Genomic DNA, 16,356 nt, shown 5'->3' with positions numbered 1-16,356 from the left:
AGGATGCTACATATTAGTGGCTTTGTGCAGAGGTTCTGGTGCAGGGCATGGATAACCATCCATAAAAAACTATTTAAATTAGTTCATACACTAACCTAAACATGGTTTACGACCCTACTGGATCTTTTTTCAACCTGATATGGTTTCTGTTTCTGTTCTATCTGATCCTAGGACCACAGATAAAACATAGACAATTGGTGAACACGAGAAAAGCTCTGATGGAAAAAATGAGTGCAAAAAGGAAATCCAATGTCATTACGATGATACACAGGCAGGAGAGCATAGGACTCTTTGGAATACCGTTCTACAGGTTCATAAATGTTGAAGACTCCGAGCAGGTTCTGAGGGCGATAAGGACAACACCAAAGGATCAACCGATCGACCTCGTCATCCATACCCCTGGTGGGCTTGTGCTTGCAGCATCTCAGATCGCTAAGGCCCTCAAGAGTCATCCCGCCAAGACGAGTGTTATAGTCCCGCACTATGCTATGAGTGGTGGGACGCTCATAGCTCTGGCAGCGGATGAGATAATAATGGATCCTCACGCAGTTTTGGGCCCGGTAGATCCGCAATTGATGAACTATCCCGCTCCATCCATAGTCAAAGCAGTTTCAAAAAAGGATCCAAAGGATGTTGAGGATAAAACGCTTATTCTTGCAGATCTGGCTGAGAAAGCAATCAATCAGGTTCGGAGTTTCGTTTATGAGTTGCTGAGAGACAAGATGGGTGATGAGAAAGCAAAGGAAGTTGCAAAGATACTCACGGAAGGGAAATGGACACACGATTATCCAATAACTGTTGAGGTTGCGAAGGAACTTGGTCTTAATGTCAGAACGGATGTGCCGGAAGAGGTTTACATGCTGATGGAGCTGTATCCACAACCGATGATGCAGAGATATCCGAATGTTGAGTTCTATCCGATGCCAAGGAAAAGAGGAGAGAGTGAAACAAGTCTACGATTTTAAATTTTTTTTCAAGCGGTCTGAACACTCCTTTACCATATACTTTTATACTTTTATTCTTTTTAAACCACCTCAAAATCTTCAAATATCCTTCATTTTCAGCATCGCTTGAGCAATCTTCAGTGTTACATTCGCTTCAGTCCACGCTGCTATTACGATTAAGATTATCTAAATTACTGCGAGGGTTAGGTATTCTTTTGTGTCTTCTTTTGTTAGAATTGTTTCTTTTTTACCTACTAAATATCTTACAATTTCGTAGGGAATCTTAAAACCTGCTGCCCCAGCTATGATGATAGCTGGGATTTCGAATATACCGTGAGGTATGACTAGGAGCAAAAAATTTTGCAAACTAATACTATTTGTAATTGATTTTTTTAACAAAGCACCTAATAGAATTCCGTTAAATGATAAGTTGATCATGGTTGATGATCCCATAGTTACTGACCCCAAAATTAGAATAAAAATAACTTTATAACTTTAATGTTATTTATCAGAATATAATGAAAGTCTGATCTAACTAGTTGGTCAGTCATTATGTTTTTGCCAAGGTTGATATGGACGGGGTAATCTATAATATTTAGCATTATAATTATAAATCTTAGAATATATTATAAAAGATAAATTAATGAGTTTTATTCTCCTTTTTAGAGATGGCATATGCGTACCCCGATAATGCAGCAGATAGACACCAAAAAGAATCTCTCCATAATATTGCCTCGTACATATCTTCTTCCATCGTAATTAACCATATAAGAAGACCAAAAGCAAATAATAAAATTGCCAATACGGCAAGATTGACTGGTTTTTTCATTCATATCACCAGTATAGTAAAAAAGATATAATTTTTTAAAAGTTAAGCTGCACCCCACATTCCACCTAAAGTAAGACCAATACCTGCACCTGCCACTCCACCTGCCAATCCTCCAATCACAGCACCAATCGTAGCTCCAACAGCCGTTCCCCAAAGCATTGATTCCTGAGTGTCCCACCCGTATCTTTTTCCAATACTATACCCAATTTCAACCGCATTAATTCCAATCATCGGCGTTACAACCATCCCCACCATCGCCAATACCATTCCCACTGCCAACCACTTTATTACTGTTTCTTCATCCACCTCACGCTTACACACTTTCATCTGTTTAATTAACTACCACCTCCCTAACATCGATTTGGCCATCTTTAATGTTATATTAGCCTCAATCCATGCTGCTATCACGATCAGGATGATCGAGATTAAGGCTAAGGTTAGATATTCTTTGACGTCTTCTTTTGTTAGAATTGTTTCTTTTTTACCTACTAAATATCTTATGATCTCGTAGGGGATTTTGAATCCTGCAGCTCCCGCTATGATTATGGCGGGAATTTCGAAGATGCCGTGAGGGAGCGTTAGAATCAGAAAATTCCAAAGATCCATCCCCCTTCTGAGACTCTCAATGTACAGAAAGGCCAAATTTGCTCCATTGAAGACGAGGTTTATGGAAGTCACGACACCAAATCCTAACAGCAAAATTAATATCAAATTTAAATTTGTCGCTATGATACTCTGATAAGAAAATTGTAAAAGTGAATTATTGTTGTATTTAACTTTAATAGCCAAAGAGTGGTCTGTGAGATCATTAAGCAAGCCGTAACCTAAAATTATCCCAAAAATGTAAAGCAATGCAGACAACAAAATTAGTATAATGACACTAGTATTCATCTTCAACATATTTGTTAATTAAAATAAATATTATCAACAAAGCACTAAGAAAGGGCAGTACCTGAGCTGATTGTATCGGAATCAAGGATTCTCCAGAAATCTCAAATAAAAAATTTATAATAGAAAATATAGTTAGAATCACAAGACATATTCCTAGGATGTTTCTTAAAGTTCTTAGCTTATTTGTGTACATATCAAGTCAAAAAGCTTATAATGTTCCTGCCGTTATCCAGTACGCTATACCTGCCGGGGGAGCGAGTGCAAAAGCAACCACACCTCCTGCCAGTAGCGCCATATTGACGTAAGTCTGCCATGAATATTGCCCATCATCCAGCAAGTCATTTCCAGCGTTCCAAGCTAGCAAAAGCCCTCCGCCTATTTTAGAAGGTTCTACTGTTACAGCTGGTATCACTGCCATCCCTATCATTGCTAACACCATCCCCACTGCCAGCCATTTTATTACTGTTTCTTCATCCCACCTTGAGGTATACCCGTACACTTCCCACACCTCCTATGCCATTCATCATCTTTTAATTTTATGGTATATAAAATTTTCTTTCTCATATTTTTGTACATTTCCCATATCGTAAAAATTTACTCAAAACTTAGAAAATTTAAAATTTAAATCTGTAACTCTGGATTATTTGATATATCTTCCGAGTTATGGCAATTTTCCCAAAGATAAAAAATTTATAAACTTTTATTTTTCATTTAATTAACCTAAATGTTTAAATATCAATTAATGTTTTCATCTAATATGAAGCTAATAACCAACCCCAACGAGTTTTTTCAAGAACTCAGCAGAGAGGATGTCAGAATACAAAAACCGATGACAATCGTTGTAGCCATAGCAGCGATAATTTCAGCGTATCAGTACCTGCTGGCAGCAAAACTCAGTCAAGTCATCCCGTCTGACTTGGCTGGATTTTTCGTAGTGGGTGCTTACATCGGCATAATAGGCTCATTCATAGGCATATTCGCCGTCTGGCTAATATTGACAGTGATGATGCATGGATTATCATCGTTGTTGTTTAACGGCAAAGGCTCATTTAGGAGAACCTTTGAGTTTACAGGCTACGGGTTTCTACCTTCGCTTGTTGGATCTCTTGTAACTATCCCAATGTCAGCCTACTATGTGCTGAATGCAAAAGTTCCAAAGATTAGCATAGAACAGTTGCAGCAGAATCCCGAGATCGTGAAGTCTGTTTTGCTGTCCATTCTCCCGCGGGATTTAGTTTACTCCAACCTAATAATAAATCTGGCAATAACTGTATGGTCTCTAACGTTGTGGACTTTTGCCATAAAACATGCACGCAACCTGACGACTAAAAGGGCTTTTGTGTCGGCTTTGATTCCCACTATGCTGTTTGGGCTTTACCAGGCTTACTCGTTCATTAGACTTCTATTGCCTTAATATTAACCATACCTCTTATCGTTTTTTGGCCATAGTTCTGTTGTTTATTGTTGGTAGTCCAGTTCCTTAGCTTTGCTGTGCCGGTGAAAATAACCTCCCTAACATCAAAGCAATTTCATAGGAAGTCGAACATCTTTCTTCTTTATGCTCATGATTGTAGCTACTTCTTTTATTGTGGTATTGGACGTGGGTTTTTGGAAGCAGAGTCAAATAACTGGCGAGTCAACAAGAGTCAACAAAAAATGAGGTAAGCCTAAAAAATGTAGAAAAGCTTATATATTTTTTCCCTATCGTGCATTTGTGGGTAGGAGAAAGTCGGCGAGAAGGATATGCTACAAGACGAAAGTTAAAGGCTTCATCCCGAAATTTGAGGATAGTCGTCCTGAGCTTGGAGATAAAATTTTGCTGACCCATGAGGAGATTGAAGCACTGAGATTAGTTGACCTGCTCGGGATGACGCATGAGGAGGCATCAATTGTTATGGGTGTTTCGAGAAAAGCTTTCTGGAGGGACCTCAAGAGAGCGAGAAGAAAGCTTGTAACCGCCCTGGTTGAAGGAAAGGCTATAGAGATTGAGGAAGGAGAGTATGTGTTTGAGAAAATAAGGCTGCCCAAATGCAGAGGATGTGAGCACGATATTTCTGAACTGATAGTTCTGTGTCCAACATGTGGGAGGGGATATGATGGCTGAAAAACTCGAGCTTAAGGGAATCAAGCATAAGATTGTGGTGATGAGTGGAAAAGGTGGTGTTGGAAAGAGCACGGTTGCAGTCAATCTGGCAGCCAAGCTATCTCAGAAGGGCTATAAAGTTGGACTGCTGGACTGTGACATCCATGGCCCAAGCGTTCCAAAAATGCTCGGTGTGGAGGGGGCAAGATTCCCGGTTTTTGATGAGACCATAGAACCTGTGATAATCCCACCAAGCCTGAAGGTGGTATCCATTGCCTTCCTGCTTCCGGAAAGTGACACGCCGGTGATATGGAGAGGGCCAATGAAGTTTTCCATCACAAAGCAGTTCCTCGAGAAGGTGGACTGGGGAGATCTGGATTACCTGATAATAGATCTTCCTCCTGGGACGGGAGATGAGGCATTGAACATAGCGCATCTCATCGCCAGCATTGATGGAGCGGTGATAGTGTCCACACCTCAGGATGTAGCTTTACTCAGCGTTAGAAAATCAATAAACTTTGCTAAAAAGCTGAACATTCCTGTGATTGGGTTAATAGAGAATATGAGCGGGTTTGCTTGTCCAAATTGTGGTAAGGAGTTCAATGTTTTCGGCAAGGGCAATGTTGAAAGAGTTTGCAAGGAAATGGATCTGAGATTTCTCGGATATATCCCGATAGACCCTGCCGTGGCTGAGAGCGGTGATTATGGAGAGCCATTTGTTGTCAAGTATCCAGAATCAGCAAGTTCTAAGGCCTTTGATGGTATAGTTGATAAGGTTCTTGAATTCGTTGAAGCTGTCAACGAATCCAACGAATCCAACGAATCAGGCAAATGATGATCAGCAGGTTCATCGATCCAAATGAAATGGATGTAGATGAGATAGAGAATTGTGAGCACAGCTTAGCCTATCAAGGAGAAAGGGTTAAGGGAGTGGAGATAAGGGGATTCGAACTCGTTACGACAAATCCAAAGAGGGATGGCATAGAACTTTTGCTCTCTGGGAGTATAGAGAACATCGGCATAGTTGTGAAGGCTGACTGCAGTGAGGAATCAGCTTCAGCACTTGAGGCGCTGATAGGGGAGGTAGTGAACAGGCTGAAGGGTGTAGAATACCTGAACCGCAAGGAAAATGTTGTGCTTAGGGTTGAGAAATTAAATACTGGAACATTTGAGTGCATAGCACAAATTATATATTTTTCTTTTAAGAAAATAGTTGATCGTGTTGAAGTTATACTGATTCTCGATAGGGATGAGTTCGTAAGGATGCTAAATGTTGCAAGAGAGATTCACAGAAAGAGAGAGGTTTTCAGTAGGGAAGAGGATGTTGAGGAGTTCTACATATGCAAATCATGCCAGCATTACCTGCCATATAATGCCTGTGTGATTTCTCCAGAACGACCCTCTCCGTGTGGCACGACATGGATCGAGGCTAAAACAGCAAACGAGCTTGGAATCGTTGGATACTACCAGCCTGTAAAAAAGGGAAAGAAGATAAACTCAGAATATGCTGGAATAAATAAGATCATGGAAGAAATTACGGAAGGAAGAGTTAAGAGAGTATCTTTGCATGCTGTTCTGAAGAATCCACCGCTGTCAGGACTGTATCCTCAAATCATAATATTTTACGATCCCTCTAGAGATGCTTTTGGCATCGTGGATAGAGATTACAGAGAAAAAACTCCCATTGGTTTGAAATTCAGTGAGATGGAGAAACTGATATCCGGGCAGCAGGTTGAGGGGTTTGTGGGTGCGAGCTTCTCTTATTTAAAAAGTCCGAAATTCTTGGCTGATGAAGGTGGGTGGAAACGGATTTACTGGATGTCTCCGAATGTTAAGGCTTATGTTGAGAGGGGATTAAAAACGGCTGAAAAATAAGAAATAAATTTATCTTTGGAAAAATTAAGATACCAGTATGGTAAAGGTTAAGCTCTTCGCCAATTTCAGAGAGGCTGCAAACACAAAAGAGGTTGAAGTTGAGGCTAAAACTATCAAAGAGCTGCTCCAAACCCTGACAACAAAATTCGAGAAGCTCAAACCACTCATCTATGAAGGTGACAGGTTAAGGGATTATGTACACATAATGGTCAATGGAAGACATATCAGATCTCTGAATGGGATTGATACGGAACTTAAAGAGGAAGATGTTGTGGCTATTTTCCCACCAGTTAGCGGTGGTTGAGTGCTGTCCTATAACGAAGCTCTGAGTTCAATAAAAAGATTTGTGCCTGATATTGGGAAGGAGAAGGTGCCGGTAGAGGATAGCGTTGGCAGGGTGGTTTATGAAGACATCAGGGCGATAGCAGATTATCCACCACACGATATATCACTATTTGACGGGTATGCTCTTAAAAACTATGAGCTTGGAAAAATTGAGTCCGGGATCAAAAACTATAGATGGGTTAATACTGGAGATATTGTTGAGGATGAGGTTGTTGTTAAAGTAGAGGATGCTGAGATAACATCAGACGGGCTGATTGCCCACAGCGTTTTTCAACCTGCTAAGAAAGGTGAGGAATATCGGAAGGAAGAGGTTATTTTGAAAAAAGGGACTAAAATTACGCTGAACCATGTCATAGCAATGAAAAACTGCGGTGTTGAAGAGGTGGTGGTTTACAGAAAGCCAAGAGTGGCAGTAATCCCAACAGGAGATGAGCTTAACAAGATCATAATTGAAACGAACGGTCTGATGATCTCAGAGCTTCTATCTGGCTGGGGATGCGAGGTGGAAAGGTTTGAACCTCTGAAAGATGATTTTAATCTAATTTCTGAGGAAATTGAGTCTCTAGATCATGATCTGATTGTTACATCTGGAGGCACATCCATCGGAAGGAGGGATATTGTTAGGAAAGTAGTTGAAAGGAAAGGGGAGATCATCTTCTCAAAATCGAAAATAAAGCCGGGAAGAACAACCATATTTGGGATGATTCAAACCCCTATCTTCTGCCTTGCAGGGATGCAGTCGGCATGCCTTTCTGGCTTATTGTTTTATGTGAGAAAATTTGTATGCTGGATATTCGGTCTGGAGGATAAGCCCTTCAGAGGGTTTACCACCACAGATATACGAAAAAATAAGGAATACACTCAATTGTTTCTCTCTCATTATAATGGTTCTGAAGTTAATATTGTTAAGGGTAAATCTTTTTTAAAGGATTTTGTAGCCTCAAACAGCTATTTTGTATTGAGTGAAGGGGTTGAGAGCGCTCCTACTGGTTCTTTGGTTAACATTCATTTTTTGGAGTTTTTAATTTAATTATTTTAAATTAAGAAAAACTTTGGAAAAATATTTGGACAAAAAAAAGAATAAAGTTTAAATACTTCCTTTAAAACCACTTAACAGACCTCGATAGTTACTTCAGTTTGGGGGGTCTCATTAATCTAATTGTGGGGTGTGTGGGCATGGAAAAAACAGAGATACTCTCAAAAATTAAAGAGGTAGAGCAGAAAGTGGAAGAGGATATCAAATCCGCCGAGGAGGAGAAGAGAAAGGTCATTCTTGAGGCTAAAGAGAAGGCGAGGGAGATCATTTCTAATGCTGAGAAAGAAGCTGAAAAAATCAAAAATGAGATCATCGAGAAAGCCAAGGTGGAAATAGAGAAAGAGAAAGAGAGCATCAGGGAGAAGAGACTGAAGGAGATAAATGATGTAGTTTCTAAGGGTAAATCTAGAATTGATGAAGCTGTAGATTTCTTGTATCAGGAATTTGTGGGGTCGATCTAAATGTTCAAGCCTGTGGAGATGGTTAAAATCTCCATAGTAGGCTCAAAGGATCACTTTGAAAAAACGGCTGAAGTTCTGCACAAGCTGAATCTTCTGCACATTGAGGACTTTGCTGAAGAGGGGGAGTATTTCAGGATCGGTGAGCCTCTCTCGAGGGCATCCAAAGCATCGAAGTTCCTGGTCACCCTGAGGTCAATGCTCTCATATATTAAAGTGGATCCAGCCTACGAGCCGAAGAGGGTTTACAGCATATCTGAACTCGACTCAGTTCTTGAGAAAAAAGTTTCCGAACTTGAATCTGAGATAACAGCAAGGCTTGAGGAGATCAGGAAGGCTGAGGAGCAGATAAGGAAGCTTGAGGATGAGAAGAAAGTTCTCGCTCCACTCAAAGCCTTAAACATTCCTGTGAATTTACTTAAAGGCTATAAGAACCTCAAGGTCTTCGTTGGCTACTTCACAGCAAACCCGATGGAAAAGATAATGGAAGTAACAAAAGAGTTCGAGATTATATTCAGCGAATACGAGAAGGAATTCGTTGGGGCAATATTCGTAAAGAATGAGCATGCTCAGGATGTCTTTAAGGTAATTCAGGAGTTCGGATACAGGGAGATCCCTGTCCCGGACTTCGAGGGGAGCTACGATGAGAGGCTTTCAGAGATCGAGAGAGAGACCTCAGAGTTGAAGAGCAAGATAAAGTCTCTGAGGACTGAGATGGAGAGCTTGGAGAAAGAAAACCTCGATCTGATGCTTGCAATGGAGGAACATCTTACAATAGAGCTTGAGAAGAGCGAGTTACCTCTCAGAGCGGCTGTATCCAAGTACGCTTTCGTACTTGCGGGTTATGTGCCGAAAGAGAAGTTTGATCTCGTCAAAAACGAGGTAACCTCTGCAACTAATGGCAAGGTTGTGGTTGAGAAGCTTGACGATGAGCTGAAACCACCAACGGCCCTGAAGAATCCGAGATTTGCAAAGCCCTTCGAGTTGCTGACCATGACATATACAACGCCGAAGTATCATGAAGTGGATCCAACGACATTGATGGCAATCGTGTTCCCGTTGATGTTTGGTTTTATGCTTGGTGACATCGGTTATGGTATTTGTATTCTTGCACTCTGTCTCTGGCTGAAAAAGAAGTTCAGGACACCTGGATGGCAGGACCTGTTTAATATTCTGATCTATTCATCCGTTTCAACGATCGTATTCGGGTTCATATACGGTGAGCTCTTCGGCTTTGAGCTCTTCGGACATGAGAGCTTCCTTGCAGAAATAACGCACAACGAAGCCTTCGTGCACTTCCCGCATGTAAACAGGCTCGAGTTGGCTCCAGCTATACTCGTGCTGACGATCGCCATCGGTGTTATCCACATGGCTATCGGTTACATTTTCGGTATCCTGAATGTTGCAAAGGAGCACGGATGGAAGCATGCAGTGTATGAAAAGCTCAACTGGCTTCTCGCACTGATATCGATTGCATTCATAATCATGGGATTCATAATAAACCAGATGAGCGGTGCCTTTGCATTTGCACCGAATTTCGCGTACTACATCGCAGCGCCGCTTATAATAATCTGGGCAGCGCTTACAATAATGGGCGAGGGTGCGATGTTCCTGATCGAGTACCTGACACTGCTCAGCAACACGATAAGCTACGCTCGATTGCTTGCGGTAGGTCTGGCGAGTGTTGGTTTTGCTATAGCTTTCAACTACATGGTCCTCGAGATGTTGTTCCCAGCAGGAATAGTCGGCATTATTGCGGGTATTATAGTCTTCTTGCTGGGACACTTCATCAATCTGCTGCTCGGAGTCCTTGATCCCGGGCTGCAGAGTTTGCGACTCCACTATGTGGAGCATTTTGTTAAATTCTTCGAGGGTGGTGGAATAAAATACAATCCGTTTGGAAAAATTAGGAAATTTACGAAGGAGGAGTGAGAAAAATGCCGGTAGAGGGTTTTGTGGCAATAGGAGCTGGTTTGGCTGTAGGATTGGCTGGAATTGGTGCTGGTCTTGGTGAACAGGGAATTGGTGCAGCGGCTGTGGGGGCAATGGCAGAAGACCCCGACTTCTTCGGTAGGGGTCTGTTGATGACAGTTATCCCAGAGACAATCGTTATCTTCGGACTAGTCATCTCGTTCCTGCTGATGTTCATGTGAACATCTTTTCATTTTTCAGGTGAACACAATGCCGCTGGAACCAGTAATTGAAGAGATAGTCAAAAAGGGGCAGCAGAGAGTTTCAGAGATAAAGAGTGAGGCTGAGAAAGAGGTTGAGAAGATAGTGGTTGAAGCCGAAGAGAAAGCAAAAGAAATATTGAAGAAAGCAAGGGATACAGCAGAAAATGAGGTTGAGAGACTGAGGAAGCAGGAGATTTCAAGCATAAATCTTGAGATGAAAAGGGAAGAACTGAACAGAAGGAAGGAAGTGCTGGAAGCAGTTTACGAGAAACTCGTGGAGAAAGTGAAGTCCATGGATAAGGAAGAGAAAAAGAAGCTCATGGAAAAGCTTCTGAAGGCAAATGAGAAAGAGGGGTACAGGGTTTACTCTAACAAGGAGGATGAAGAGATCGTCAAGAGCATTTCAAAAATGGAGTATGCAGGGAACATTGAGTGCATAGGTGGAGTTGTGCTGGAGAGTGCTGACGGACAGTTCAGGATAAACCTGACTTTCGACGAGATGCTGAGCACACTCTTTGAGAGCAAGATGAAGGAAGTGTCGGAAATATTGTTCAAGTAAAGAAGGGATCACCATGCCGGGAATTTTCAAGATGCTCATAGGAACAAAGCCATCTGAGTGGGCCTACATAGTCTCCAGAGTAAGGGTGATGAGCAGGAAGCTCATACCGGGAGATGAGTACAACAAGCTGGTGAACATGGATCTCGATGAGATAATCAGGTACCTTGAGGAGTCTGAGTACAAGAAGGAAATTGATGAGCTTGGCTTTAAGTACCATGGCCTAACGCTAATAGACTACGCTTTTTCTTTAAACCTTTCCAGGACATATAACAAGCTTATAAGGGTCTCTAAAGGAGTGCCGAGAGATCTGATCTCAGCGTATCTCCGGAGATACGATATCTACAATATAATAAATATCATCAGAGGCAAGATGTTCAACTTTCCGGTAGAGGAGGTTGAGGCAACGATTATTCCAGCTGGAGAATACGACATGGAGTTCTTCAAATCTTTGATGATGAAAGAGAGCATTGAAGAAATTGCAAAGGTTTTCGAGGGGACACAGTTCTATCCAGCTTTAGAAAAGCTCGTGAGAGTTTGCCCAATGAGCGAATTTGAGGATGACCTGTACAAGATCTACTACAATACACTAGCTGGAATTAAGGCAGAGTCTCTGGATATGAAGTACTTCATAGACTTCATAAAGATGGAAGTGGACATAAAGAACATAAAAACGATCCTCAGAATGAAGAAAGAGGGCGGTACTGCGGATGAAATAATGACGAAAATAATCCCGAGGGGGTTGCAGATACACGAAGCTGAGGCAAGAAAGCTTGCAGCTCTTGAGCTGGACGAACTCATGAAGTCCTTGGAAGGATATTGGTTCTGGGAAGGAATGAAAGATCAGGTTGAAAGTGAACTTTCAAAGATTGAAGCAGCACTCGACAGGATATGGGTCAAGAAGGTGCTCTCGAAATCTCACAGCTACCCGCTCTCGATCCTACCAGTGATGGCGTTCATACTCCTGAAGAAAATAGAGATAGACAACCTGAGAATAATCGCAAGGGGAAAGGCTGTGGGGCTTGATAATGAGTCGATAAAAGAGCAGTTGATTATAGCAAGGTGATTTTTATGAGTGAACTGATGGTTATTGGTGATCCCGATTTCAATATCGGCTTCAGGCTTTCGGGGATCAGGAATATTGTCGATGTTACTGATGAAACAGAACTGCCAAAGATTGTTGAAGAGGCACTTCAGAAAAAGGGAATTGTGGTTATAAAATATGATCTTTATAAGAGTTTGCCAATCCAGCTTAAGTTGAGGATTGAGGAAAGCATAGAGCCAACCTTTGTGAAGGTTGGTGGAGAGGGTGGTGTTGAGGAGATTAAGGAGAAAATAAGAAAGGCGATAGGTGTTGACTTATGGAAGGAATGAAGGGTGAAGTTTATCGAGTTTCAGGACCTCTTGTTGTTGCAGAAGGAATTAAGCCGAGAATGTACGATGTGTGTAGAGTTGGAGAAGAAGGGTTAATGGGTGAAGTGGTAGGTCTCCAGGGGGCAAAGACACTCATTCAGGTTTATGAGGATACTTCAGGTGTAAAGCCCGGCGATGTCGTCATCAACACTGGTGCACCACTGAGCGTTGAACTGGGTCCGGGTTTGATCAAGTCGTTCTATGATGGAATTCAGAGACCACTCCCGGCACTCAAGGAATCAAGTGGAGACTTCATATCCAGAGGTATTCAGGCTCCTGGCCTTAGCAGAGATGCTGTATGGGAGTTCAAACCTACTGTAAAGAAAGGTGACAAAGTAAATCCGGGTGAAATAATCGGTACAGTTCAGGAGACTGAGATCGTTGAGCACAGAATTCTTGTGCCTCCAAATGTTGGCGGTGTTATTACAGAGATATACGAGGGCAAGTTCAAGGTGGATGATGTTGTTGCCGTACTGGACAATGGAACCGAGCTGAAGCTTTATCACAAGTGGCCGGTCAGAGAGGCAAGGCCATATCAGGAGAAGCTTCCACCACTCATACCATTGATGACTGGGCAGAGAATTCTTGATACATTCTTCCCAGTTGCTAAGGGTGGAACCGCAGCAATCCCAGGCCCATTCGGTTCAGGAAAGACTGTTACCCAGCACCAGCTTGCGAAGTGGAGTGATACAGAGATAGTCGTCTATGTTGGATGCGGTGAGAGAGGAAATGAGATGACAGAGGTTCTTGAGGAGTTCCCAGAGCTGATAGATCCAAAGTCAGGTAAGCCATTGATGGAGAGGACTGTTCTTATAGCCAACACATCTAACATGCCAGTCGCTGCAAGAGAGGCTTCAGTCTATACAGGTATCACAATAGCCGAGTACTTCAGAGACATGGGTTACAATGTGGCTGTTCAGGCAGACTCCACAAGCAGATGGGCAGAGGCAATGAGAGAGATCTCTGGAAGACTTGAGGAGATGCCAGGTGAAGAGGGTTATCCCGCTTACCTGGCTTCAAGGCTTGCAGAGTTCTATGAGAGGGCTGGAAGAGTTAAGACGCTCGGTGGAAATGTGGGCAGTGTTACTGTCGTAGGAGCAGTCTCTCCACCGGGTGGAGACTTCAGTGAGCCGGTTACTCAGAACACCCTGAGAATTGTCAAGGTGTTCTGGGCACTTGATGCAAAGCTTGCTGCGAGAAGACACTTCCCGGCTATCAACTGGTTGCAGAGCTACAGCCTGTATCTGGATGTTCTCGAGGACTGGTTCAAGGAGAATGTGTCTCCAGAGTTCGTTGAGCTCAGAAAGTGGGCTATGAGCGTTTTGCAGGAAGAGGCTAACCTGCAGGAGATTGTTCAGCTTGTTGGTAGTGATGCTCTACCAGACAGCCAGAGAGTTTTGCTTGAAATAGCAAGATACATCAGGGAGTTCTATCTCCAGCAGTATGCATATCACCCGGTTGATACATACTGCAGCTTCCAGAAGCAGTACGACATGCTTAAGGCCATAAAGGAGCTGAACGACATCTTCTACAAGGCTCTTGAAGCAGGGAGACTGGTCAGCGAGATTGAAGAAGTAGAGGGCAAGGACGAGTTCGAGAGATCCAAGCTCGAAGAGGACTACAAGCCAAAGCTCGAGGCAGCGATTGAGAAGATTAGGAAAGCATTGCTGGGGTGATATGAATGAAGGAATACAAGACAATTAGCCAGGTTGCAGGTCCGCTCATATTTGTTGAGAAAACCGAGCCTGTTGGTTATGGTGAACTTGTTAACATAACCCTCGCAGATGGATCAACCAAGAGAGGTCAGGTTCTTGACACATCGAAGGATGTCGTTGTTGTTCAGGTTTTCGAGGGTACAAGAGGTATTGATACCTCTTCAGCTGTGAGGTTTACCGGAGACATCGTCAGGCTTAACTGCTCACAGGATATGCTTGGAAGAATTCTTTCAGGAGCTGGAGATCCGATTGATGGTGGACCAAAGATCATCCCTGAGGAGAGGAGAGAGATCATTGGTGCCGCTATCAACCCATACGCCAGAACATATCCGAGAGAGTTCATCCAGACCGGTATCTCAGCCATTGACGGAATGAACACCCTTGTCAGGGGTCAGAAGCTTCCGATTTTCAGTGGTAGTGGTCTGCCACACAACGATATAGCTCTGCAGGTTGCGAGGCAGGCTAAGGTTAGAGGCAGTGGAGAGGAGTTCGCTGTCATATTTGCAGCCATGGGTATCACGAACGAGGAAGCTTACCAGTTCATGAAGGACTTCGAGAGAACTGGAGCTCTGGAGAGGGCAGTTGTTTTCCTGAATCTCGCTGATGATCCGGCTATTGAGAGGTTGCTCACTCCGAGAATGGCTTTAACGGCGGCAGAGTTCCTGGCTTATGAGTACGATCTCCATATTCTTGTTATCCTGACAGACATGACCAACTACTGTGAGGCTTTGAGAGAGATTTCTGCTGCAAGAGAAGAGGTTCCCGGAAGAAGAGGTTATCCAGGATACATGTACACAGACCTTGCAACAATCTACGAGAGAGCCGGAAGAATTCAGGGCAGAAAGGGAACGATCACACAGATGCCAATTCTCACGATGCCCGGTGATGATATAACTCATCCAATTCCTGACCTCACTGGATATATCACAGAGGGACAGGTCGTTCTCAGCAGAGAGCTGCATGCTAAGGGTATATATCCACCAATCGATGTCCTTCCATCCCTCAGCAGGCTGATGAAGGAGGGTATCGGAGAAGGGCTTACAAGAGATGACCATGTCCAGTGGAATGACCAGATGTATGCAGCATACGCTGAGGGTGTCGATCTGAGAGGTCTCGTTGCAATTGTCGGTGAAGAAGCCCTGTCTGAGAGGGACAGGAGGTTCCTCAAGTTTGCAGATGAGTTCGAGAGAAGATTCGTCCAGCAGGGAAGATACGAGGACAGATCTATCGAAGAGACCCTCGATCTTGGATGGGAACTGCTTGCAATGCTTAGAGAGTCTGATCTAACAAAGATCGAGTCTAAGTACATCCAGAAGTATCATCCAGCCTACAAGAAGAAGGAAGCTGAATCTGCAGAGTCTGCAGCGTAATCCAGTTTCACTTCCCATTTTTTGAACAGGTGATGCCATGGCTGAAGTAAAGCCAACCCGAATGGAGCTAATAAAGCTCAGAAGGAGGATCAAACTATCCAAGAGAGGCCATGCCTTGCTCAAGATGAAAAGAGATGGGCTTATAGTTGAGTTCAGAGATATGCTCGAGCAGGCAAAGGAGGTCATAAGCAGGCTGGTTGATAGATACGAGAAGGCTGAGGAGAAGCTAGCACTTGCAATGGCTGTCGAGGGTGTTGTAGCTATAAAATCGATGGCTCTTTCTTGTTCGAAAGAACCACAATTCTCAATAAAGAAAAAGAACATAATGGGGGTTGTTGTTCCGGTAGTTAAGAGAGAGAAGGTCAGAAAACCAATCCATGAAAGGGAGTATGGTGTTATCGGAACAACAGCAAGAATAGACGAAGTGGTCTCGGCTTATGAAGAGGTAGTTGATGCAGTACTCGAGGTTGCCGAGATTGAAACCACGCTTAAAAGATTGCTTGAGGAGATTGATAAAACAAAGAGGAGAGTTAACGCTCTCGAATATAGAGTCATCCCTGAAATGGAGAACGCTGCGAGGTACATCTCCTTCAGGCTTGAGGAGATGGATAGAGAGAACATCGTCAGATTGAAGAAGATAAAGGCAAAGATGGCTGCCAAAGCTTAA

Annotated in this window: 20 protein-coding genes; 16 read left to right on the top strand and 4 right to left on the bottom strand. The window is 43.0% G+C overall.

Features of this window, described 5'->3' with window-relative positions:
* Positions 1-101 precede the first annotated feature (101 nt).
* Positions 102-965, top strand: coding sequence for an SDH family Clp fold serine proteinase (locus ASULF_RS10795; RefSeq protein WP_015591760.1), 864 nt, complete (start codon positions 102-104; stop codon positions 963-965).
* A 165-nt stretch (positions 966-1,130) separates the two neighbouring features.
* On the opposite strand, the gene ASULF_RS12245 is transcribed toward ASULF_RS10795, so the two are convergent.
* The 4 genes from ASULF_RS12245 to ASULF_RS10770 form a co-directional block, all read right to left on the bottom strand.
* On the bottom strand, positions 1,131-1,397 hold the full coding sequence (locus tag ASULF_RS12245; RefSeq protein WP_015591759.1) for a stage II sporulation protein M: 267 nt from the start codon (positions 1,395-1,397) through the stop codon (positions 1,131-1,133).
* A 418-nt stretch (positions 1,398-1,815) separates the two neighbouring features.
* Positions 1,816-2,100 carry a hypothetical protein gene (locus tag ASULF_RS10780; RefSeq protein WP_015591757.1) on the bottom strand — a complete coding sequence of 95 codons (285 nt, stop codon included), beginning with the start codon at positions 2,098-2,100 and terminating at the stop codon, positions 1,816-1,818.
* A gap of 12 nt (positions 2,101-2,112) precedes the next feature.
* Positions 2,113-2,664 (bottom strand): stage II sporulation protein M, encoded by a 552-nt coding sequence (locus ASULF_RS10775; protein ID WP_015591756.1) that lies wholly within the window; start codon positions 2,662-2,664, stop codon positions 2,113-2,115.
* Between the two features lie 208 nt (positions 2,665-2,872).
* Positions 2,873-3,163, bottom strand: a complete 291-nt coding sequence (locus ASULF_RS10770; RefSeq protein WP_015591755.1) for a hypothetical protein — start codon at positions 3,161-3,163, stop codon at positions 2,873-2,875.
* A gap of 258 nt (positions 3,164-3,421) precedes the next feature.
* Here ASULF_RS10770 and ASULF_RS10765 point away from each other — a divergent pair, with 258 nt between their 5' ends.
* The 15 genes from ASULF_RS10765 to ASULF_RS10695 all read left to right on the top strand — a co-directional run bounded on the left by ASULF_RS10765 (position 3,422) and on the right by ASULF_RS10695 (position 16,356).
* Positions 3,422-4,078 (top strand): Yip1 family protein, encoded by a 657-nt coding sequence (locus ASULF_RS10765; protein ID WP_015591754.1) that lies wholly within the window; start codon positions 3,422-3,424, stop codon positions 4,076-4,078.
* A gap of 300 nt (positions 4,079-4,378) precedes the next feature.
* Positions 4,379-4,768 carry a DUF134 domain-containing protein gene (locus ASULF_RS10760; protein WP_015591753.1) on the top strand — a complete coding sequence of 130 codons (390 nt, stop codon included), beginning with the start codon at positions 4,379-4,381 and terminating at the stop codon, positions 4,766-4,768.
* Positions 4,761-5,582, top strand: a complete 822-nt coding sequence (locus ASULF_RS10755; protein ID WP_015591752.1) for an Mrp/NBP35 family ATP-binding protein — start codon at positions 4,761-4,763, stop codon at positions 5,580-5,582. Before ASULF_RS10760 ends, ASULF_RS10755 begins: the two co-directional genes overlap by 8 nt.
* Positions 5,579-6,622 (top strand): hypothetical protein, encoded by a 1,044-nt coding sequence (locus ASULF_RS10750; RefSeq protein ID WP_015591751.1) that lies wholly within the window; start codon positions 5,579-5,581, stop codon positions 6,620-6,622. Before ASULF_RS10755 ends, ASULF_RS10750 begins: the two co-directional genes overlap by 4 nt.
* A gap of 37 nt (positions 6,623-6,659) precedes the next feature.
* Entirely contained in the window at positions 6,660-6,926 is a 267-nt protein-coding gene (locus tag ASULF_RS10745) for a ubiquitin-like small modifier protein 1 (protein WP_015591750.1), read from the top strand.
* Positions 6,927-7,997, top strand: a complete 1,071-nt coding sequence (locus ASULF_RS10740) for a molybdopterin molybdotransferase MoeA (RefSeq protein WP_015591749.1) — start codon at positions 6,927-6,929, stop codon at positions 7,995-7,997.
* Positions 7,998-8,143: 146 nt separating this feature from the next.
* Positions 8,144-8,464, top strand: a complete 321-nt coding sequence (gene ahaH, locus ASULF_RS10735; protein WP_015591748.1) for an ATP synthase archaeal subunit H — start codon at positions 8,144-8,146, stop codon at positions 8,462-8,464.
* Positions 8,465-10,393 (top strand): V-type ATP synthase subunit I, encoded by a 1,929-nt coding sequence (locus ASULF_RS10730; protein ID WP_015591747.1) that lies wholly within the window; start codon positions 8,465-8,467, stop codon positions 10,391-10,393.
* Positions 10,394-10,398: 5 nt separating this feature from the next.
* On the top strand, positions 10,399-10,614 hold the full coding sequence (locus ASULF_RS10725; protein ID WP_015591746.1) for a F0F1-type ATP synthase subunit c/vacuolar-type H+-ATPase subunit K: 216 nt from the start codon (positions 10,399-10,401) through the stop codon (positions 10,612-10,614).
* Between the two features lie 28 nt (positions 10,615-10,642).
* The gene (locus ASULF_RS10720) at positions 10,643-11,194 is read left to right on the top strand and encodes a V-type ATP synthase subunit E (RefSeq protein WP_015591745.1); all 552 of its coding nucleotides are present in this window, start codon (positions 10,643-10,645) and stop codon (positions 11,192-11,194) included.
* 13 nt (positions 11,195-11,207) lie between these two features.
* The gene (locus ASULF_RS10715) at positions 11,208-12,257 is read left to right on the top strand and encodes a V-type ATP synthase subunit C (RefSeq protein WP_015591744.1); all 1,050 of its coding nucleotides are present in this window, start codon (positions 11,208-11,210) and stop codon (positions 12,255-12,257) included.
* Between the two features lie 5 nt (positions 12,258-12,262).
* On the top strand, positions 12,263-12,565 hold the full coding sequence (locus ASULF_RS10710) for a V-type ATP synthase subunit F (protein WP_015591743.1): 303 nt from the start codon (positions 12,263-12,265) through the stop codon (positions 12,563-12,565).
* Positions 12,553-14,280, top strand: coding sequence for an ATP synthase subunit A (locus ASULF_RS10705; RefSeq protein WP_015591742.1), 1,728 nt, complete (start codon positions 12,553-12,555; stop codon positions 14,278-14,280). Before ASULF_RS10710 ends, ASULF_RS10705 begins: the two co-directional genes overlap by 13 nt.
* 5 nt (positions 14,281-14,285) lie before the next feature.
* Positions 14,286-15,689 carry an ATP synthase subunit B gene (locus ASULF_RS10700; RefSeq protein ID WP_015591741.1) on the top strand — a complete coding sequence of 468 codons (1,404 nt, stop codon included), beginning with the start codon at positions 14,286-14,288 and terminating at the stop codon, positions 15,687-15,689.
* Between the two features lie 37 nt (positions 15,690-15,726).
* On the top strand, positions 15,727-16,356 hold the full coding sequence (locus ASULF_RS10695) for a V-type ATP synthase subunit D (RefSeq protein ID WP_015591740.1): 630 nt from the start codon (positions 15,727-15,729) through the stop codon (positions 16,354-16,356).

Origin of the sequence: Archaeoglobus sulfaticallidus PM70-1 (genome assembly GCF_000385565.1) — an archaeon.
GTDB classification, from domain to species: Archaea; Halobacteriota; Archaeoglobi; order Archaeoglobales; family Archaeoglobaceae; genus Archaeoglobus_A; species Archaeoglobus_A sulfaticallidus.
This window is presented reverse-complemented; position numbering and strand designations above follow the sequence as displayed.